The 18,162-nt window shown below is 64.1% G+C and carries 16 protein-coding genes and 4 pseudogenes; 13 read left to right on the forward strand and 7 right to left on the reverse strand.

What is annotated here, in order from left to right; genetic code table 11:
• Positions 1 to 2 precede the first annotated feature (2 nt).
• From ACQ86E_RS27435 to ACQ86E_RS27445, 3 genes are read right to left on the reverse strand one after another with little or no spacing between them, the layout of a single operon-like run.
• Entirely contained in the window at positions 3 to 929 is a 927-nt protein-coding gene (locus ACQ86E_RS27435; RefSeq protein ID WP_431202645.1) for a PepSY domain-containing protein, read from the reverse strand.
• Entirely contained in the window at positions 829 to 1,194 is a 366-nt protein-coding gene (locus tag ACQ86E_RS27440; RefSeq protein WP_431202646.1) for a hypothetical protein, read from the reverse strand. The genes ACQ86E_RS27435 and ACQ86E_RS27440 overlap by 101 nt, the downstream gene beginning before the upstream one ends.
• Entirely contained in the window at positions 1,191 to 2,168 is a 978-nt protein-coding gene (locus tag ACQ86E_RS27445; RefSeq protein WP_431202647.1) for a tripartite tricarboxylate transporter substrate binding protein, read from the reverse strand. Before ACQ86E_RS27445 ends, ACQ86E_RS27440 begins: the two co-directional genes overlap by 4 nt.
• Before the next feature lie 116 nt (positions 2,169 to 2,284).
• On the opposite strand from ACQ86E_RS27445, the gene ACQ86E_RS27450 reads away from it, so the two are divergent.
• From ACQ86E_RS27450 to ACQ86E_RS27475, 6 genes and pseudogenes are all read left to right on the forward strand, one after another.
• Complete coding sequence (locus ACQ86E_RS27450) at positions 2,285 to 2,995, forward strand: TetR/AcrR family transcriptional regulator (RefSeq protein ID WP_431202648.1); 711 nt, start codon at positions 2,285 to 2,287, stop codon at positions 2,993 to 2,995.
• 30 nt (positions 2,996 to 3,025) lie between these two features.
• Positions 3,026 to 3,917 (forward strand): annotated as a pseudogene (locus tag ACQ86E_RS27455) (amidohydrolase family protein).
• A gap of 30 nt (positions 3,918 to 3,947) precedes the next feature.
• Positions 3,948 to 4,661: a PIG-L deacetylase family protein gene (locus ACQ86E_RS27460; RefSeq protein ID WP_011086622.1), complete on the forward strand. Its 714-nt coding sequence runs from the start codon at positions 3,948 to 3,950 to the stop codon at positions 4,659 to 4,661.
• A complete protein-coding gene (locus ACQ86E_RS27465) occupies positions 4,658 to 5,341 on the forward strand; it encodes a 4-carboxy-4-hydroxy-2-oxoadipate aldolase/oxaloacetate decarboxylase (protein ID WP_431202649.1) in 684 nt (227 codons plus the stop codon). Before ACQ86E_RS27460 ends, ACQ86E_RS27465 begins: the two co-directional genes overlap by 4 nt.
• Before the next feature lie 18 nt (positions 5,342 to 5,359).
• Entirely contained in the window at positions 5,360 to 6,229 is an 870-nt protein-coding gene (locus ACQ86E_RS27470) for a hypothetical protein (RefSeq protein ID WP_431202650.1), read from the forward strand.
• Positions 6,229 to 7,146, forward strand: a complete 918-nt coding sequence (locus ACQ86E_RS27475; RefSeq protein ID WP_431202651.1) for a DUF1932 domain-containing protein — start codon at positions 6,229 to 6,231, stop codon at positions 7,144 to 7,146. The genes ACQ86E_RS27470 and ACQ86E_RS27475 overlap by 1 nt, the downstream gene beginning before the upstream one ends.
• A 13-nt stretch (positions 7,147 to 7,159) precedes the next feature.
• On the opposite strand, the gene ACQ86E_RS27480 is transcribed toward ACQ86E_RS27475, so the two are convergent.
• From ACQ86E_RS27480 to ACQ86E_RS27490, 3 genes and pseudogenes are all read right to left on the reverse strand, one after another.
• On the reverse strand, positions 7,160 to 7,477 hold the full coding sequence (locus tag ACQ86E_RS27480) for a hypothetical protein (protein WP_431202652.1): 318 nt from the start codon (positions 7,475 to 7,477) through the stop codon (positions 7,160 to 7,162).
• Between the two features lie 141 nt (positions 7,478 to 7,618).
• Positions 7,619 to 8,825: pseudogene (locus ACQ86E_RS27485) on the reverse strand (amidohydrolase family protein).
• A 31-nt stretch (positions 8,826 to 8,856) separates the two neighbouring features.
• The gene (locus ACQ86E_RS27490; protein ID WP_431202653.1) at positions 8,857 to 10,098 is read right to left on the reverse strand and encodes an amidohydrolase family protein; all 1,242 of its coding nucleotides are present in this window, start codon (positions 10,096 to 10,098) and stop codon (positions 8,857 to 8,859) included.
• 151 nt (positions 10,099 to 10,249) lie between these two features.
• Here ACQ86E_RS27490 and ACQ86E_RS27495 point away from each other — a divergent pair, with 151 nt between their 5' ends.
• From ACQ86E_RS27495 to ACQ86E_RS27520, 6 genes and pseudogenes are all read left to right on the forward strand, one after another.
• A complete protein-coding gene (locus ACQ86E_RS27495) occupies positions 10,250 to 10,669 on the forward strand; it encodes a nuclear transport factor 2 family protein (RefSeq protein WP_431202654.1) in 420 nt (139 codons plus the stop codon).
• Between the two features lie 172 nt (positions 10,670 to 10,841).
• Positions 10,842 to 11,751 (forward strand): annotated as a pseudogene (locus ACQ86E_RS27500) (amino acid ABC transporter substrate-binding protein).
• 271 nt (positions 11,752 to 12,022) lie between these two features.
• Positions 12,023 to 12,496, forward strand: a complete 474-nt coding sequence (locus ACQ86E_RS27505) for a MarR family winged helix-turn-helix transcriptional regulator (protein ID WP_431202655.1) — start codon at positions 12,023 to 12,025, stop codon at positions 12,494 to 12,496.
• A 2-nt stretch (positions 12,497 to 12,498) separates the two neighbouring features.
• Positions 12,499 to 14,551 (forward strand): annotated as a pseudogene (locus tag ACQ86E_RS27510) (FUSC family protein).
• Positions 14,548 to 14,754 (forward strand): DUF1656 domain-containing protein, encoded by a 207-nt coding sequence (locus tag ACQ86E_RS27515; protein WP_375309578.1) that lies wholly within the window; start codon positions 14,548 to 14,550, stop codon positions 14,752 to 14,754. The pseudogene ACQ86E_RS27510 and the gene ACQ86E_RS27515 overlap by 4 nt, the downstream one beginning before the upstream one ends.
• Positions 14,751 to 15,617, forward strand: coding sequence for an efflux RND transporter periplasmic adaptor subunit (locus ACQ86E_RS27520; RefSeq protein WP_431202656.1), 867 nt, complete (start codon positions 14,751 to 14,753; stop codon positions 15,615 to 15,617). The genes ACQ86E_RS27515 and ACQ86E_RS27520 overlap by 4 nt, the downstream gene beginning before the upstream one ends.
• 7 nt (positions 15,618 to 15,624) lie before the next feature.
• Here the strand turns inward: ACQ86E_RS27520 and ACQ86E_RS27525 are convergent, their stop codons facing one another.
• Positions 15,625 to 16,836, reverse strand: a complete 1,212-nt coding sequence (locus ACQ86E_RS27525; protein ID WP_431202657.1) for an acyl-CoA dehydrogenase family protein — start codon at positions 16,834 to 16,836, stop codon at positions 15,625 to 15,627.
• A 573-nt stretch (positions 16,837 to 17,409) separates the two neighbouring features.
• Here ACQ86E_RS27525 and ACQ86E_RS27530 point away from each other — a divergent pair.
• Entirely contained in the window at positions 17,410 to 18,138 is a 729-nt protein-coding gene (locus ACQ86E_RS27530) for an outer membrane protein (RefSeq protein ID WP_431202658.1), read from the forward strand.
• Positions 18,139 to 18,162: the final 24 nt, after the last annotated feature.

The raw sequence follows: 18,162 nt of genomic DNA on the forward strand, positions 1-18,162 counted from the left end.
GATCAGGCGGCCTTCGCGACGGTGGTATCCGCCCGCCCGCCTTGACGCGATCGCGACTTGCGCAGCTTTCGGCGCGCCCAGATCAGCAGGCCGGTCGAGAGCAGTGTGAGCAGCGCGATCGACGTCACGACATTGAGCGGCAAGGCGACCAGGGCCGACCAGTTGCCTTCATGGATCAGGCGCGGCCAGTTACGCGGCAGGGGCGTAACGCCTGACGAACTGACGGCATAGGCGCGCAGCTCTCCGCCTTCGTAGACCCGCGCCATCATGCGTCCGCCGCGAACGCCGATCGAGATCACGTGCGACAAGTCGTGGGAAGCAGCAACGATGCCGACCGCCTCGGGCAGCGGGAGCGGACGGCCGCCGCCGCCGGCAGGAGCGGACGCGCTCTGAAACGTCAGGCCGAACGCCAGGCAGAGGCCGGTGAGCGGGCTCAAAAGGATCAGCGGCAATGCGAACCAGGCGGTCCCCTTGTGCCATCCGGACAGTGTGTTGCGCAGCCGCGGCAGTCCCATGAAAATGCCAAGCATCATCAGGATGACCATGGCGACGGTCGAACTCGTGACGAGCCATGCCTGGCCGAGCAGCCGCTCATGTGTGCCGCGTGCCCATACGAAGAGATCGGAGAGGCTGGAACTGGTAGCCGCGGGTTCGCCGGTGGCGAGATCGATCGCCGGCGTTCCCGCGCCCTGTAGTGTCATCCGCTGGGCGGCGGCATTGATCGAAAGCCCGCGTGCCTTGCCATCCGGATCATATCGTTTCACCAGGTCGACGATGCGGGTGGAGGTGAGCGGCGGGCCGTCAACGGCGCTGATCTGCGCCAGGGGCTCAAAGGACAGGATGAGGCCGGTCGCGATGATTGCGAGCAGGGGAAGCGCAAAGACCAGCGTGATCCAGCGGTGGAGTGTCAACAACAAATGCTTGTTCATTCCCGGTCTCCTGCGATGCGCAGCTTTGGTCGCTCAGCGCGACGCGGAAGACAAATGACGCTTTATCCATCTTGTTGCGTTGACCTGAAGCAAACGAAATCAGTGCCCGGCGCAGCGATGTCAGCGAATGCCAATCGTTCGCAGGTTCGAGCGTCACGAGCAGCTTGTGCAGCAGCCGCGTCGCGCGCTCGACTTCGGCGATCGAGCCCAGGTCAGGCTGCAGCGTGTCGCTGATATGGTCGCCGCGATCGGCGACTTTCCTCACTGTGCGCGGATGTTAGCGGCCTTCAGCACCGGCTCCCATTTGGTCGCCTCGGCACGCATATAGGCGTCGAAATCCTTGGCGGAGGAGCCGATCGGAGCGGCGCCGATCTTGCCGAGCGTCGACAGCACGTTCGGGTCCTGCAGCGCAGCCTTCAGATCGGTCTCGAGCTTTGCCACGATCTCCGGCGGCATTTTTGCGGGCCCAAGCACGCCCCACCACACCGAGACATCGTAGCCCGGTACGCCGGACTCGGCGACGGTCGGGACATTTGGCAGCGCCTTGGAGCGCTCCGCGGAGGTCACCGCGAGCGCGCGAACAGGACCACCTTCGAGCTGGCCGATCGCCTCTGCAAGCGGATTGATGCTGAGCGGGATCTCGCCGGCAATCACCGCCGTGAGCGCCGGGGCGCCGCCCTTGTATGGGATCGCGACGATCTTGGTGCCCGACATGTATTTGAGCAGCTCGCCGGCGAGATGCGCCGAGGTGCCGTTGCCGGACATGCCGTAGGAGAGCTTGTCCGGCTCTTTCTTGGCGGCGGCGAGGAGATCGCCGAGCGTCTTGTAGGGGCTGTCCTTGGCAACGACGATCGCGAGCGGCGAGGAGGCGATTTCGCTGATCGCGGTGAAATCCTTGAATGTGTCGTAGGGCACGCTCGGATAGATGAACTGGTTGAGCGGATGGCCGCTTGCGACCAGGATCAGGGTGTAGCCGTCGGGCGCCGCCTGCGTCAGTGCCTGCGAGGCGACGATGCCGCCGGCGCCGGGACGGTTGTCGACCACGGGCTGCTGGCCCCAGGTCTTGGCCAGCGCCTGGCCGAGCGTGCGCGCCAGCACGTCGACGGCGCCTCCTGCGGCGTAGGGCACGAGGATGTGAACCGGCTTGCTCGGATAGTCGGCGGCCTGCGCGGTGCTTCCCGCCAGCAACAGGCCGGCACCCAGCATCAAGCGGCTGATCGTCGTGTTCAAACCCAGCATAGTCCAGCACTCCTTGCGGGCGTTCGCGTCCCTGCCGTCGGTCATTCGGGTGGTCCGGACGCGGCCCGCGGTTTTTGTTGACGAGACCTGATCTTTTGTACGATAGTACAAATTACATGGCACGCAAGTCCACCAGCAAGGAAACGGCCCGCAAGCCGAACATGCGCGAGGCGATCCTCGTCGCGGCTGAGGAGCTGTTTGCCACCAACGGCTTCAATGCCGTCTCGGTGCGCGACATCGCGCAGGCCGCCGGCGCCAATCCCGGCAGCGTCACCTATCATTTCAAGACCAAGGACGGGCTGCTGCTGGAGATCTACCGGCGTCATTGCGGGCCGATGAATCTCCGCCGTTCCGAACTGCTCGCCGCCGCCAGACGCGTGCGCGATCTCCAGGATCGGCTGGAGGCGATCGTGCGGGCCTATGTCGTGCCGGCCTTCACCTCGGGCAGTGATCTTGCCGGCGGCGGCGCGCGCTTCACGCGGCTGCGCGCCGTGATGTCGGCCGAGGGCAACGAAGTCGCGCGAAAAATCATCGCGCAGACCTTTGACGACACCAGCCACGCCTTCATCGATGCGGTGCACGACAGCCTGCCGCAGATTCCGCGCACCGATATCGTCTGGCGCAGTCACTTCCTGCTCGGCGCGCTGTATTACTCGCTGGTGACGCCGGACCGCGTTTCGCGCCTGTCGCGCGGCGAGGCCGACGGCAGCGATGCTGCCAGCGCCATCGAGCAATTGGTGCAGGCGACCGTTGCTGCGTTCCAGGCGCCAGCGTTGGATCAGGCCGCTCCGGCGCGGCGGCGGCCGGTCGTCGGCAGCAAGGCTTGAAAGAAGCGTTCTCGTTCGGCGGTTCACTTGATGACGATGATGTACACGCCGACCATTCCACCGCCCGATCCGAACACGCGCAGTCCGAAGTTCAAGCTGCCAAAGCTGTCTTGCGATGCGCATTGCCACATCTTCGGGCCCGGCGCGAAGTACCCTTACGCGCCGGATCGGTCCTACACGCCGCCGGACGCTCCGGCTCGAGGATTTCCGCGCGCTGCATGCCAAGCTCGGAGTGGAGCGTGCCGTCATCGTCAACGCCAGCGTGCACGGTATCGACAACACCGTGGCGCTTGACGCCATCGCGCAGAGCAACGGCGCCTATCGCGCGGTCGCCAATATCGACGACACTATCACCGAACGCGGGCTTCGCGTGCTGCATGAGGGCGGTTTCCGTGGATGCCGCTTCAATTTCGTCCGCCATCTCGGCGGCGTCCCCGACAAGAGCGTGTTCAACCGCGTCATCGCGATGGTCGCACCGCTCGGATGGCACATCGACCTGCATTTCGACGCGATCGACCTGCCTGACTATGCGGACATGCTGGCGAGGCTGCCGCTGAGCTACACCATCGACCATATGGGGCGGGTGAAGGCGGCCGAAGGGCTCGATCAATTGCCGTTCAGAATCCTGATCGAACTGATGAAGCGCGACGAAAAATGCTGGGTCAAGATCTGCGGCTCGGAGCGGGTGTCCTCCGGTGGTCCGCCGTTCACCGACGCGGTGCCGTTCGCGCGAAAGATCGTCGAGACCGCAGCAGACCGCGTCATCTGGGGGACCGACTGGCCGCATCCCAACGTCAAAATGATGCCGAATGACGGCGACCTGGTTGATCTGATCCCGCAGTTCGCGCCGGAGGCGGAATATCAGCAAAAGATCCTCGTCGACAATCCAGCACGCCTGTTCGGGTTTGGCGCGTCTCAATAAAACTTATCAATGAGAGAGGGGAGCAGTCCCATGAAAACAGGTCTTGTCGTCACCGCCCATCCCGGCGATTTCGTCTGGCGCGCCGGCGGTGCCATCGCGCTGCATGCGAAGAAGGGCTATCGCATGAAGATCGTCTGCATGTCCTTCGGAGAGCGCGGCGAGAGCCAGTTCGCCTGGAAGGAAAAGGGCGCGACGCTGGAATCGGTCAAGGCCGGCCGCAAGGACGAGGCGGAGCGGGCGGCAAAGCTGCTCGGCGCCGAGATCGAGTTCTTCGACTGCGGCGACTATCCGCTCAAGCTCACCGAGGCGCATTTCGACCGCATGGTCGACATCTACCGCGAGCTCAATCCGAGCTTCGTGCTGACGCACGCGCTGGAAGATCCCTATAATTTCGACCACCCGAACGCCGCGCATTTCGCGCAGGAGACCCGCGTGGTCGCGCAGGCGATGGGCCACAAGCCCGGCGCGCAGTACAAATACTCCGCGCCTCCGGTATTCCTGTTCGAACCGCACCAGCCCGAGCAGTGCAATTACAAGCCTGACCTGCTCCTCAAGATCGACGAGGTCTGGAAGGAGAAGTACGAGGCGTTCCAGATCCTCGCCGCACAGAAGCATCTTTGGGGTTACTATGAGCGTGTCGCGCTCAACCGCGGCATCCAGGGCAGCCGCAACACCGGCGTGCCCATGACCTATGGCGAGGCCTATCAGCGCCTGTTCCCGACGGTTGCGGAGGAATTGGCATGAAGCCCGTCGTCGTTCGCAATATCAAGCGAGCTGATCCCGCCGGCATGTCGGAGTATGGCGTCTCGACAGTGCACGAGGCCTACGGACGTATCGGCCTGATGAAACCGTATCTGCGCCCGGTCTGGGCGGGTGCGTCGATTGCCGGTCCGGCCGTCACCGTGCTGGCGCAGCCCGGCGACAACTGGATGATCCATGTCGCGGTGGAGCAGTGCAGGAAGGGCGACATCCTCGTCGTCGGCTGCACCACCGACAATACCGACGGCATGTTCGGAGAGTTGCTCGCAACCTCGCTCCAGGCGCGCGGCGTGCAGGGGCTGATCATCGACGCCGGCTGCCGCGACGTCAAAGCGCTGCACGAGATGAATTTTCCGGTGTGGTCGCGCGCGATCTCGGCCAAGGGCACGGTGAAGGCGACGCTCGGCTCGGTCAACGTCCCCGTGGTCTGCGCCGGTGTCAATGTCGATCCCGGTGACATCGTCGTCGCTGATGATGATGGCGTCGTGGTGGTGCCGAAACGCTATGCGGCCGAAGTCGCCGAGAAAGCGAAGAAGCGCAATGCGGATGAAGGCGGCAAGCGCACGCGCCTCGCCTCGGGCGAGCTTGGCCTCGACATGTACAGCATGCGCGAGGCGCTGGCGAAGGCCGGGCTCGTCTACGTCGACGATCCCGAGGACGTCTGAAGAGAACCGGAGCAGCGGATGGAACGTCTCAAGCTGAAGGCCGTGCTCGGCAGTCATCCCCATGTCCAGGCGGTGAAGAGCGGCGAGCTCCGCTCCGACCTGTTCGACCTCGACTTCATCGAGTACACGCCGACCAATACGGCGTTCAAGCCGATGGTGCGCGAGCAGGCCTTCGACGTCTGCGAGATGGCGATCGTCACCTATCTGATGGCCAAGGCGCATGGCAAGCCGCTGGTGCTGCTGCCGGCGACGATGCTCGGCCGCTTCCAGCATGCTTACGCGCTCTACAATCCTGTGCAGGGGATGCTCGGGCCGTCCGATCTCGAAGGCAAGCGCGTCGGCATCCGCTCATTCACGACCACGACCGGCGCCTGGATACGGGGCATCCTCGCCAACGACTATGGCGTCAACCTCGACAAGATCAAATGGGTGACGTTCGAAGACCCGCACGTCGCCGAATATGTCGACACCACCGAGCGAGCGCCAAAGGACAAGAAGATCCTGCAGATGCTGCTCGACGGGGAGCTCGATGCGGTCCTCGGCGAGACGACGAAAGATCCCAAGCTGAAGTCGCTCTTCCCCGATCCGGCCGCCGAGGCCGCAAAGTGGTACGAGCGGCGTGGCGCCGTCCCGGTCAATCATCTCGTTGTCGTGACGGAGAAGCTCGCGAAATCGCGGCCTGATGTGGTTACGGGGGTCTATGATCTCCTGAAGCAGAACAAGGCCCAGGGCGGGCCTGCGCCGACACCCGATCTTCTGCCGTTCGGCATCGAGGCGAACAGGAAGCCGCTCGAGCTGATTGTCGACTACGCATTCCAGCAGGCGCTGATCCCGCGCCGCTATGCGGTCGAGGAGCTTTTCGACGAAACGACGCGAGGACTGAACTGATGGCGGGTGATCCCAAACGCTGGCAGATCGGGCTGGTCGGCTATGGCGAAGTTGGCCGGATTCTGGCCGAAGATCTACGCCAGCAGGACATCAAGGTTGTCGCTTACGACATCAAGCTCGGAGGCGAGCAGGGCGCGGCGCCCAGGGAGCATGCCGCCAGGTTCGGAGTGGCATTGGCATCCTCTCATGCCGAGCTGACCGCCAGATCCGATTTCATCATCTCTGCGGTCACGGCGAGCCAGGCCGTTCCGGTCGCAAAGGCCTGCGCGGCCGCGATCAACCAGGGCACATGGTTCCTCGATTTCAACTCGGCCTCTCCCGGCGCCAAGCAGCGCGCCGCGGCGCTGATCGATGGCGCCGCGGGGCGTTATGTCGAGGGCGCGGTGATGACCTCGGTGCCGCCGTATCGCATCAAGGTGCCGCTGCTGCTCGGCGGCCCCGGCGCGAAAGAGCTGGAGCCGTTGCTGAACGCGATCGGTTTTGCGGCGAAGGTTGCCAGCGACAAGCTCGGGGTGTCGTCGGCGGTCAAAATGTGCCGGAGCATCATGATCAAGGGGCTGGAGGCCATGGTCATCGAAAGCTTCACCACCGCGCGCGCTTATGGCGTCGAGGATGCGGTGCTGGCGTCGCTCACGGAAACCTTCCCGAGTATCAATTGGGAGAAGCAGGGCGCCTATTTCTTCCAGCGCGTGATCGAGCACGGCCGTCGCCGTGCCGAAGAGGTGCGCGAGGTCGCGGAGACCGTGCGCGAGGCGGGGCTGACGCCATGGTCGGCGCAGGGCACGGCCGAGCGTCAGGCCTGGGTGGCCGATCTCGCCGACGAGGGCCTGTTCGGCACCAGGGGCACGAAGGAGTTCGCCCGCAGCGCCGATTGGCGCACCGAGGCGGACAGGATCCTCGCGAAGATCAAGCGTTGACGACCGGGCGCATTCAGCTCAGGACCCTGCTGCCGCCGCGATATCCCGAGACTTCGTCGCGGGCGGCCTCGATCAGATCGATCAGGCTGTTGGCCTTGCGCACGATGTCCGTCGTCCGCTCGCTGCGGAACTCGGTCAGGATCAGGCGAACGCATTTGTCGGCCGTATCCAGCGTCCACAGCGCGTGTGCCATCTCGTCCTGTGTGTGGATTGCCGTGATGTCGAGGCCCGACAGGACTTCGCCGATTCCATTCAGGCGCTTGACGGCGGTCTGTGCAGGCGTGCTGGCCCGGATGGAATGATAATCGATACTGCTGAATGCGCTGAACATAACCAAACTCCCCGTGTACGCAGATGGTCAGTGCAAGGCCTTAGTAAGATTACCTGTCCCTTGCCGCAACGCGTTGGGTTACGGTCCGGGATTCTACCGGACTCGGGGTTTTGGGGAGGGCGTGACGGTACGATTGAACGGTCAGGCGCGCTTGCCGACAACCTGACCGTTTAGAGCGACAAGTTTCCCCTCCTTGTACACGGAGCGCCCCTGCGGCACCGCGACGACGGCCTCGGGGATATGGGCCGCATTCAGCGTCACGAAGTCGGCCTTGGCGCCGACACGCAGGCCGTAGCCTTCGAGACGCAGCGCCTTGGCGCCTGATGCGGTGACGACGTCAAATGCGACGCGCAGTTCTTCGTCGATGTTGAAGCCGGAGCGATAGCCGAGCGTGGTTGCCCGGCGCAGCATGTCGCCGTCGCCATAGGGCCACCAGGAATCGCGGATGTTGTCGTTGCCGCTGAAGACGGTGACGCCGGCGTTGCGCAGGGCGAGAATCGGTGGAAACGGCCGCGCCCCCGGCGCATTGGTCATGATTGCGACGCCCGAGCGGGCAAGAACCTCGGCCATCTTCTTGAGGTGATCTGCCGGAATATCGCCGAGCCCGTAGGCGTGGCTGATGGCAACACTACCCTCCATGCCGAGCGCGCGCGTGCGCGCCGCGATCTGCTCGATCTCGAAGGCGCCGAGGGTGCCCATGTCGTGCAGATGAATGTCCACATCGACGCCGTGCTTGCTGGCGACGCCGAACACGACATCGAGATGTTTTTCGACGTCGCGGTCGAAACTCGCGGGATCGAGTCCGCCGACGAGATCGGCGCCGAGGCCGATGGCTTCATCCAGCAATTGCGGTGTGCCCGGGCTCGAAAGGATTCCGCTCTGGGGGAAGGCGACGAGTTGGATGTCAATCAAGCCCCGGTATTCCTCGCGTACGCCCAAAATCGTCTCGAGCGATTTCAGCCCGACCGAGCCGTCCACCATGACATGGCTGCGCATCTGCGTGGTGCCGTGTCCGATGCAGAAGATCGAGCTGGCTGCGCGCCCGCACGTCCATCGGCGCAGCCTCGGCCATGTTCTGCGCTTGGAAGGCGACGCGCTCGTGCACGTCGAACCCGTTGGTGCACGGCTTGTGCGGACGCCAGGCATCGCCATAGAAGCTGGTGTCGAGATGAATATGTCCCTCGACGAAGCCGGGGGCGACGAGGGCGTTGCCGAGGTCGATTGTCTTGGCGCCGGCAGGCGGCTGGTCAACCGGCGTGATGGCGGCGATGCGCCCACCCTTGACCGCGATGTGATGCCGGGACCCGCCGTCGAAGCGCGCGTTGAGGAAGATTGTGTCGAAGGCCATCTGGTTCCTCCGTTGATCGTTGTGGAGCCGCTCAGCTCCGCGGCGAAAACAGCGTCGGGCGCTTCCGCTCAAACGTCTGCCGGCCGTTCTTGAACCCCATCAGGATATCCGGCAGCTCGGCGATGGCGAAGCGGCTGTCCTTCGTATCGAGCACGATGAGATCGGCGGGATTTCCGACCTTGATGCCGTAATCGCCAAGGTTCATCAGCCGCGCCGGGAGGTCGGTCACGAGATCGAGACAGGTGTCGAAGTCGCTGACCGAGGCGTGCGCGACATTGGCATAGAAGTTCGCCATCCGCAGCAGCGAAGCATCACCGAACGGGGTGAAGGGGTTGAGCACGTTGTTGGTGGCGACGGAGCACAGCACGCCATTCTCGACGAGCTTGTGTGCGAGCGTCAATCCGCGCGGTGCATTGTGGGTGGCCTCACGTCCCATCAGATAGAGGTCGGTCGCGGGCAGCACGGTGACGGCGACGCCGGCATTTGTGAGTTGCGCGGTGGCCGCTTTCAAGCGCTCCGGTGGCAGCGCCGAAAGCTTCGTCGCATGGCCGATCGCGACGCGCCCCTGATACCTGCGCCGCTCGGTCTGCCGGCAGACCTCGTCGAGGTGCCACCAGGACGGATCGAGATCGAAATCGAGATGAAGATCGACGTCGACGTCGAACTCCTGAGCGAGGTCGAAGATGCGTTCGAGATGGGCGTTCGGGTCGGTGTCCATATAGGAACAGCCGCCGATCACCTCGCCGCCGTCGCGCAGCGCCTGGATCAAGAGCTCCTCGCTGCCGGGATCGTTGGTCAGGCCCTCCTGTGGGAAGACGCAGAGCGAGAGGTCGATGGCCCAGGCATGGTCGCGCTTGAGCGCCTTGATTGCCTCGAAGCCGCGCAAGCCGATGCGAGGGTCGATCTCGACATGCGTCCGCATGCGCGTCGTGCCGTGCACGATCGCGCGTTCGAGCACGCGGGCGCCACGCGCGTAGATGTCCTCGACCGTAAAGTCCTTCTTCATCCCGGCGACGGCGCGGATGGCTTCCGAGACGCTGCCGTGATTGTGCCCGCAGCGGCCGAGCAGGCAGGCCTTGTCCAGATGGATGTGAGTGTCGACGAAGCCGGGCAGGGCGAGATGCCCGCCGAGATCGACCTCGACGGCCTCGCGGGCGAGTTTTGGCTCGATCGCGGCGATGCGGCCGCCCTTCACGCCGATATCGACGGGAGTGGCGGATGATCGCAACAGCGCGTTGCGGAAGACCAGGTCGAAGGCGGTCTGCGTTGTCATGACAATGAATCTCTGGGATGAACCTATAGCAGACGGCGAATTTCGCCAGGTTCAGTTCGGCGGCAAATCATTGGAGGCGTGATCAAATTATACGCATGATTTCCCAGGCCCGGAGGGTACTATTTGGTAAGTTCGTCCCGGAGATTTAGTCATGTCCGTCACCGCGAAAAGCCCAAATGGGTCCTTGTCGGACGCCGCGATCGTAGAGGCGTATCTCACGGCCTCGATGATTCCAGATCCCGATGCCGCGGCGGCCTACATGAAGCCGGGGACGGTGATCACGTTTACCGGCGGCCGCGAGTTCGACCACCCGCGCGGGCCGACGGGCTTCAACGCCAAGCGCTATCGCTGGGTCAAGAAGAAGATGGACCGCTTCGATGTCTGCCCCGGCACGGACGAGACCGTCGTCTACAGCATCGGTTCGCTCTACGGGGAGTGGATGGACGGTACGCCGTTTGAAGGCAACCGCTATGTCGATCGCTTTGTCGTCAGGAGCGGGCAGATCGTCAAGATGGATGTCTGGAACGACAGCGCCGAGCGTATACTGGTGCAACAGGGCATCGACGCATAGGTGCCATGTCGTCGTTTGCGCCGCGCCGCGTCGGCCAGGGGAACGGCCGCCGTCATAGCGAAAGTCGCGATGGCTGACAGACGCGGGCTGGGCTGGCGGCTTGTGCACGCCTGCGCTATCAACCGTTCGATTGCGCCCGCTACGGAGGCGCAGGCCCACCGAGGAGCTTTCGATGCGTCTTCCCACCGTTATCCTGGCCGTGACATGTCTTGCGGGCGCAGCGTCAGCCGAGGACCTGTCGGGCACGCTCCAGAAGGTCAAGGAAACGAAGAAGATCACGCTGGGTTACCAGGAAGCGTCCGTGCCGTTCAGCTATCTCGACGGCAACCAGAAGCCTGTCGGCTTTGCCATGGACATCTGCCTGAAGATCGTGGATGCCGTGAAGAAGCAGCTCGCCATGCCCGACATCGGCGTCGAGTATCTCGCGGTGACCTCGTCCAACCGCATACCGCTGATGGTCAACGGCACGCTCGATCTGCATTGCTCGGCGACCACCAACAATGCTGACCGCCAGAAGCAGGTGGCCTTCACCAACACGCATTTCCTCAGTGCGACGCGATCTCGCGGCCAAGAAGGCGGCGAAGATCAACACCATCGACGATCTCAAGGGCAAGGCCGTCACGGCGGTGGCCGGATCGGTCAACCTGACCCAGCTCGCCAAGGTCAACACCGAGCGCAATCTCGGCATCAACATCATGCCGGCCAAGGACCAGGCCGAGGCCTTCCTGTTGCTCGAGACCGACCGCGCCCAGGCCTACGCGCTCGACGACGTCCAGCTCGCCGTCGCAATCGCGCGCGCAAAGGAGCCGCAGCTCTTCATGATCAGCGAGGAGGCGTTCTCGAAGCCGGAGCCGTTCGGAATCATGCTGCGACGGGAGGACGCGCCGTTCAAGGCTCTGGCCGATCGCGCCACGGCAGAGCTTTACGCCAGCCCGGAGATCGAGGTCCTCTACCGGAAGTGGCTGGAATCCCCGACGCCGCCGAACGGCCTCAACTACAACGTCCCGATCTCGCCGGCCCTGCGCAATGCCTTCAAGAAGCCGAGCTCGAGCGCCGATCCGGATGTTTATGTTGTGAACTGAAGCGAGGGCTGGCGCGTCCGCGGCATATCCAATAACTGGCCGGCCAGCGCCGCGCCGATCACAGCGATCAATGCCATGACCAGCCCACGGGACGAACAGCTGATGGCTGATCAGCGACCTGCTCACCAGCTGGGCACTGATGGTGGCGCCGGACATCAGCGACTGAGACCCGAGTTCCATCTGCGTTGTCCTCGGTCGCTTTTGCGTGAACAGCCGAGATAAGCCGGGCTATATAGTTGCAAGCTAATAGTTCGCGTCCTATCTAATTTGGATGGCTCCCTCACAGACTCATATCCATGCCGAACTCGGCCGGCTCATCGCGCGCCTGGCCCGCATCTGGCGCCGCGAGTCCGACCAGGCCTTGTCCGATCATGGCCTGTCCTATGCGACCGCGATTCCGCTTCTGGTGCTGTCGAGGCAGGGTGATAACGTCCGTCAGGGCGTACTTGCCGACGAACTCGGTATCGAGGGGCCGTCGCTCGTGCGCCTGATAGACCTGCTCCAGGCCGAGGGGTTGGTCGAACGCAGGGAAGACCCGACCGACCGACGCGCCAAGACGCTTCATTTGACCAGGGCCGGCGAGGCCAAGGTCGAGGAGACCAACCGGGTGCTGCGCGGGGTGCGGGCGAGCCTGTTGAAGGATATCGGCGCGGACGAACTTGCGATAACGTTCGAGACGCTTCAGCGCATCGAGCGGCGGGCCGGTCGCCTGCAGGACGGCAAGACCGGTCCAGAGGCGAAGTAGCCATGCGCTCAGACGAGCCCTTTCTGGTCCGCCACGCGGACCGCATTTTCGCGTTGAAGACGTTTGCCGCGTCGATTCTTGCGCTCGTCATCGCATTGGCCATGGACTTGCCGCGGCCCTATTGGGCGATGGCAACGGTGTACATCACCTCGCAGCCGCTTGCGGGCGCGACGAGCTCCAAGGCGTTCTTTCGCGTCATGGGCACGCTGGTCGGCGCGATCATGACGGTGGCGCTCGTGCCGAACCTGATCGATGCGCCCGAGCTGCTCTGCCTCGCGATCGCGCTCTGGGTTGGGGCCTGCCTCTATCTGTCGCTGCTCGACGGCACACCACGCAGCTACGTCTTCATGCTGGCCGGATACACCGTGGCGCTGATCGGCTTTCCGTCCGTGTCTGAGCCGGCCGCCATCTTCGACACGGCGGTGGCGAGGCTGGAGGAGATCTCGCTCGGCATCATCTGCGCCAGCCTCGTTTCCACCATGGTGTTCCCCCGCAGCGTCGCGCCCGCCGTCGCGCACCGCGTCGACAGCTGGTTGTCCGATGCGCGCAATCTCAGCCGGGCCGTGCTCCTGCGCGACGGTACGAGCGAAGCGCACCGCGCCAGGCGCCTCAAGCTCGCAACCGACATCGTCGAGATCGATACGCTTTCGACCCATCTTGCCTATGACCGGCTGGCGGATCGCAATGCCGTGAGCAGCCTCGGCGAAATCCGTCTGCGCATGCTGATGCTGCTGCCTGTCGTCGCTTCGGCTCGAGGACCGTCTGGCTGCGCTGGGGGAGGAGGCCCTGCGCCGGCAGCCGGAGCTGAATCGGCTGCTGCAGGATCTTGCGCAATGGATCGTCAGCGACGTCGGTGCGCGGCAGCCGGCCGAGCAGATCCGCTCCATGATTGCTGAGCGGCAAGCGGTGCTCGATGACGACGCCTCCTGGGAGCGGATCATCACCACCAGCCTGTTGTCGCGGCTACGCGAGCTGGTCGACCTCTCGCGCGACTGCCGCGCGCTGACCGAGGCGATTGCCGAGGGCCAGGACGTCTCGACGCTCGATCTTGCTTTCCATTCCGAAGCCGGCGCCGCGCCCGTGCGCCATCGCGACCGCGGCCTCGCGCTGTGGTCCGCGGCCGGTGCGGCCGGCGCGATCCTGATCTGCTGCGCGTTCTGGATCGCCACCGGCTGGCCCGACGGCGCGTCGGCGCCGATGATGGCGGCGGTGGCGTGCTCGTTCTTCGCTGCGCAAGATGAGCCCGCGCGCTTCATCCGCAGCTTCGGCCTGTGGTCGCTGGTTGCGATCGTGGTGGTCGCGATCTATCTGTTCGCGCTGGTGCCGGCGATCTCCCATCTCGAGGTCCTGGTCGTGGCGCTGGCCCCGGCCTTTTTGTTCTACGGCTTTCTGATCGCGCGGCCGGCGACGGCAGGCACCGGCATGGCGCTGGCGGCCAACACGGCGACGCTGCTGGCGTTGCAATCGACCTACAGTGCGGACTTTGCGTCCTATGCGAATTCCGCCGTCGCCTTTTTCGTCGGCGTCGTCATTGCCGAGTTCGTGACGCGGATCGCGCGCGGCGTTGGCGCCGAGTGGGTCGCCAATCGCCTGGTGCTGTCGAACTGGATGACGCTTGCGGTCGCCGCCGAACGCCGCGGCAAGCGTGATCGCGCGGAATTTGCCGGCCTCATGCTGCACCGGCTCGGGCTCCTGGTGCAGCGAATCGCCTTTCTCTCCGAGAGTGATCGCCGCGATACCGACAGCCTCGTCCAGCTCCGCATCGGTCTGAATATCATCGACCTCCGCCGCGCCCGCTACGGGCTCGCGGCATCGACCATTTCCGTGATCGACCACATGCTCGACCAGCTCGCCATCGCCTGCCGCAGATTTGCAAGCGACGGGATGCCGGTCGAACTGCTGACGAGCATCGACCGGGCGCTGGCCCAGTCGGTGAAGGATCCCAACGACAAGGCGCGGGAAGATGCCCTGATCGGCCTCGTCGGCATCCGCCGCGGCCTGTTCCCGGACGCGCCTGCGTACCGGCCGCGCGCAGGCGAGAGTGTTGCGGCATGAGATATGTGATCGACATCTATGGCGTGCTCGTGCCGGCGCTGCTGCTGTGGATCATCGTCGCCTATGTCCTGAGCGCCATTCTCCGCCGGCTCATGCATCGCTTCGATCTCTACCGGCTGGTCTGGCACCGCGCGCTGTTCGATTTCGCGATCTTCGTCTGCCTTCTCGGCGGCGTCGTCTATCTCTCGGAGTATCTCTCATGAAAGGGAATTTTTCCTGGCTCGGCCGCCTCGCACTGACAGTGCTTGCCGTCGTCGCGGCGCTCGCCGTCGGCCGCGAGCTCTGGGTGTATTACATGGAATCGCCGTGGACCCGCGACGGCCGCGTCCGCGCCGACGTGGTGCAGGTCGCGCCCGACGTTTCCGGTTTCGTGACGCAAGTGCTGGTCAAGGACAATCAGAAGGTCCATCGTGGCGATGTGCTGTTCCGGATCGACCGCGAACGTTTCGCGCTGGCGCTGCGGCAGGCCGAAGCCGCCGTGGCCGGTCATCAGGCCACGCTCGATCAGGCCAATGCCGATCTGAAGCGCTACAGCGCGCTGACGACCGACGCGGTGTCGCAGCAGAAGCAGGAACAGGTGCTGGCGACCCAGCTTCAGGCCAAGGCGGCGGTCGATCAGGCCGTGGCCGACCGTGCGGTGGCCCAGCTCAATCTCGACCGCAGCGAGGTCCACGCCTCCGTGAACGGCGTGATCACCAATATGGATCTGCGTCCGGGGGCCTATGTCACGGCCGGGAAGGGCGTGATGGCGCTGGTCGATACCGACACGCTGCATGTGGAAGGCTATTTCGAGGAGACCAAACTCGCGCGCATTCGTGTGGGCGACAAGGTGCAGATCCGCCTGATGGGCGAGAAGGTGACGCTGTCAGGCCATGTCGAGAGCATCGCCGCCGGTATCGAGGACCGCGACCGCGCCGACGGCGCCAGCCTGCTCGCCAACGTCAACCCGACCTTCAGCTGGGTGCGCCTCGCCCAGCGAGTGCCCGTGCGCATCGCGCTGGATCCGGTGCCGGCGGGGATGTCGCTGGTCGCAGGGCGGTCGGCGACGGTGGAGGTGTTGGACTAGCATCTTCCTAGGCGTTCGAATATTTCTTCAGCTCGAACCGTGCGATCTGGTTCCTGTGCACCTCGTCCGGCCCGTCGGCAAGACGCAGCAGACGCGCGGTCGCATAGGCTTGCGTCAGCCCGAAATCGTTCGACGTTCCGCCGCCGCCATGGGCCTGGATGGCCCAGTCGATGATCTGGCAGGCCATGTTGGGCACGGCGACCTTGATCATCGCGATCTCGGCCTTCGCCACCTTGTTGCCGACCGTGTCCATCGCGTAGGCGGCATTGAGCGTCAGCAGACGGGCCTGCTCGATCATGATGCGGGATTCCGCGATGCGCTCCTGCGTCACCGTCTGCTCGGACACCGGCTTGCCGAAGGCGACGCGGCTGCGCACCCGGCGGCACATTTTCTCCAGCGTGCGTTCGGCTAGACCAATCAGCCGCATGCAGTGGTGGATGCGGCCCGGGCCGAGGCGGCCCTGTGCGATCTCGAAACCGCGGCCTTCGCCGAGCAGCATGTTCTCCTTCGGCACCCGCACGTTGGTGAAGACGACTTCGGAGGCACGGTCGGGCACGCCGTAGAAGCCGAACACCGGCAGGGGACGCTTCACCTCGACGCCTGGTGTCTCCATCGGGACCAGGATCATGGATTGCTGCTTGTGGCGGTCTGGATTGTCCGGATCGGTCTTGCCCATGAAGATGCAGATCTTGCAGCGCGGGTCGGTCGCATTCGTCGTGTACCATTTGCGCCCGTTGATGACGTAATGGTCGCCGTCGCGCACGATCGAGCTTTCGATGTTGGTCGCGTCGGAGGATGCGACCGCGGGCTCGGTCATGGCGAAGCAGGAGCGGATGTCGCCCGCGAGCAGCGGCTTCAGCCAGCGCTCCTTGTCCCTCTCGGTGCCGTAACGCTCCAGCACCTCCATGTTGCCGGTGTCGGGCGCCGAGCAGTTGAAGACTTCAGGCGCCAGATGCGAGCGGCCCATCACTTCGCAAAGCGGAGCATATTCGAGATTGGTGAGGCCTGCGCCATGGCTGGACTCCGGCAGGAACAGATTCCACAGGCCTTCCGCGCGCGCCAGCGGCTTCAGCTCCTCGACGACGGGATAGACTTTCCACGGTCCGAGCTCCTCGGCCTCGCGATAGAAGCGCTCCTCGTTCGGATAGATGTGCCGGTCCATGAAACTCTCGAGCTTGCGCTTGAGCTCGACGACTTTGGGCGACATCGGGTAGAGCATCTGGGTCTCCTGTCGGGCAATCAGGGTCTGCGTTCAGGCAGGTTGGCTCCAGAATCATGCCGGTATTTCCCGGCACTGGGCCGTATCTTCATCCATTGTGCAGCCCCCAACTTGCGTCAGAGCCGACTTTGGCGCGTTGCCATATCAACGGTCATTCACAGGCTGTCTTGCGTTGTGCCGCGATCAGGAAGCGGGCAGGACAACCAGCAGCAACAAATGGCAACTGTTGCATCCGCGGTACTGGCTATTCATTGCGCGGTGCCTAAGATCAGCCTTAATTAGAAGCGGGGGGCTGCATCATGACAAGACAAGGGGGCTATGGACGAGCATCCGTGCGACTCGCTCGTCTTTAGTTCGCCCATCGACCAGCCGCGGAGCGCATTTTCCTAGACCGCGCTCGGGCTCTTCCAAAACCGATAGTTCTTCCCGTCGATCCGCTGGTGCGTGATCGCCGGTTTCGTTCGTTCAAAAACCAGCAGGGGCTTGATCCAAATGTCACGACCTCAACTGCAATCTAAAATAGCAATAATATACAAGACAATTTTAAATCAAGAGAAGGAAGTGGACCTCGACATGCACACTCACTCAGGACGCTCGGTAATTTGCCGCCTTGGATTCGCGACCGCCGTTGCAACGGCGAGCGCGATCATCGCTTCACCCGCTCTCGCTGGCGGTCCGCTGCCTCCGCCCGTCGTCTCCTGGACTGGCGCCTATGCCGGCGTTCACGGTGGTTGGGGCTGGGGGAAGAGCGAGTTTCGCGATCCGCTCAACAGCCCCGCCAACAATCCGTTCTTTGCCTACTACAACGGGCCGCTCGCGGGCGGGCAGCTCGGTTACAACTGGCAGCAGGGCAACTACGTCATCGGCGCCGAGATCGATGGCTCCTGGTCGTTCGTGAAGGGCAACACCAGCACCTCGCCCCTCATCACGTCGAGCACCAACAACGGGGTCGGCTACACCGCACTTGCGACCGCAACGGGACGCGTCGGTTACGCGTCGGGCCAATGGCTCGCCTACGCGAAGGGCGGCGCGGCCTATGCCCGCATGGAGCTTTCGTCGCGGTTTACGCCCGAGGTCACCAACTACGACAGAGATCTGTTCGGTGCCGTGGGCGGCGTGGGCCTGGAAGTGGCCTTCCTGCGCAACGTCTCGGCCAAGGTCGAATACAACGCGATCTTCCTGCCGACCGAGACGCTCCGTTGGGTGAGCCCGGACACGACGTCCGAGATCAAGCATTTCGTCCAGGTCGTGAAGGCCGGCATCAACATCCGCTTCAACGGCGACGATGGCCCGCTGCGCTAACGCCCCGAACTCAATCGAAACAGC

It is taken from the genome of Bradyrhizobium betae, from assembly GCF_050632175.1.
GTDB classification, from domain to species: Bacteria; Pseudomonadota; Alphaproteobacteria; order Rhizobiales; family Xanthobacteraceae; genus Bradyrhizobium; species Bradyrhizobium betae_B.

Excerpts from the sequence above, each read along its gene's own strand:
- ACQ86E_RS27435 (WP_431202645.1), bottom strand. The coding sequence starts at position 929 with ATGAACAAGCATTTGTTGTTGACACTCCACCGCTGGATCACGCTGGTC.
- ACQ86E_RS27445 (WP_431202647.1), bottom strand. The coding sequence starts at position 2,168 with ATGCTGGGTTTGAACACGACGATCAGCCGCTTGATGCTGGGTGCCGGC.
- ACQ86E_RS27450 (WP_431202648.1), top strand. The coding sequence starts at position 2,285 with ATGGCACGCAAGTCCACCAGCAAGGAAACGGCCCGCAAGCCGAACATG.
- ACQ86E_RS27460 (WP_011086622.1), top strand. The coding sequence starts at position 3,948 with ATGAAAACAGGTCTTGTCGTCACCGCCCATCCCGGCGATTTCGTCTGG.
- ACQ86E_RS27465 (WP_431202649.1), top strand. The coding sequence starts at position 4,658 with ATGAAGCCCGTCGTCGTTCGCAATATCAAGCGAGCTGATCCCGCCGGC.
- ACQ86E_RS27470 (WP_431202650.1), top strand. The coding sequence starts at position 5,360 with ATGGAACGTCTCAAGCTGAAGGCCGTGCTCGGCAGTCATCCCCATGTC.
- ACQ86E_RS27475 (WP_431202651.1), top strand. The coding sequence starts at position 6,229 with ATGGCGGGTGATCCCAAACGCTGGCAGATCGGGCTGGTCGGCTATGGC.
- ACQ86E_RS27480 (WP_431202652.1), bottom strand. The coding sequence starts at position 7,477 with ATGTTCAGCGCATTCAGCAGTATCGATTATCATTCCATCCGGGCCAGC.
- ACQ86E_RS27490 (WP_431202653.1), bottom strand. The coding sequence starts at position 10,098 with ATGACAACGCAGACCGCCTTCGACCTGGTCTTCCGCAACGCGCTGTTG.
- ACQ86E_RS27495 (WP_431202654.1), top strand. The coding sequence starts at position 10,250 with ATGTCCGTCACCGCGAAAAGCCCAAATGGGTCCTTGTCGGACGCCGCG.
- ACQ86E_RS27505 (WP_431202655.1), top strand. The coding sequence starts at position 12,023 with ATGGCTCCCTCACAGACTCATATCCATGCCGAACTCGGCCGGCTCATC.
- ACQ86E_RS27515 (WP_375309578.1), top strand. The coding sequence starts at position 14,548 with ATGAGATATGTGATCGACATCTATGGCGTGCTCGTGCCGGCGCTGCTG.
- ACQ86E_RS27520 (WP_431202656.1), top strand. The coding sequence starts at position 14,751 with ATGAAAGGGAATTTTTCCTGGCTCGGCCGCCTCGCACTGACAGTGCTT.
- ACQ86E_RS27525 (WP_431202657.1), bottom strand. The coding sequence starts at position 16,836 with ATGCTCTACCCGATGTCGCCCAAAGTCGTCGAGCTCAAGCGCAAGCTC.
- ACQ86E_RS27530 (WP_431202658.1), top strand. The coding sequence starts at position 17,410 with ATGCACACTCACTCAGGACGCTCGGTAATTTGCCGCCTTGGATTCGCG.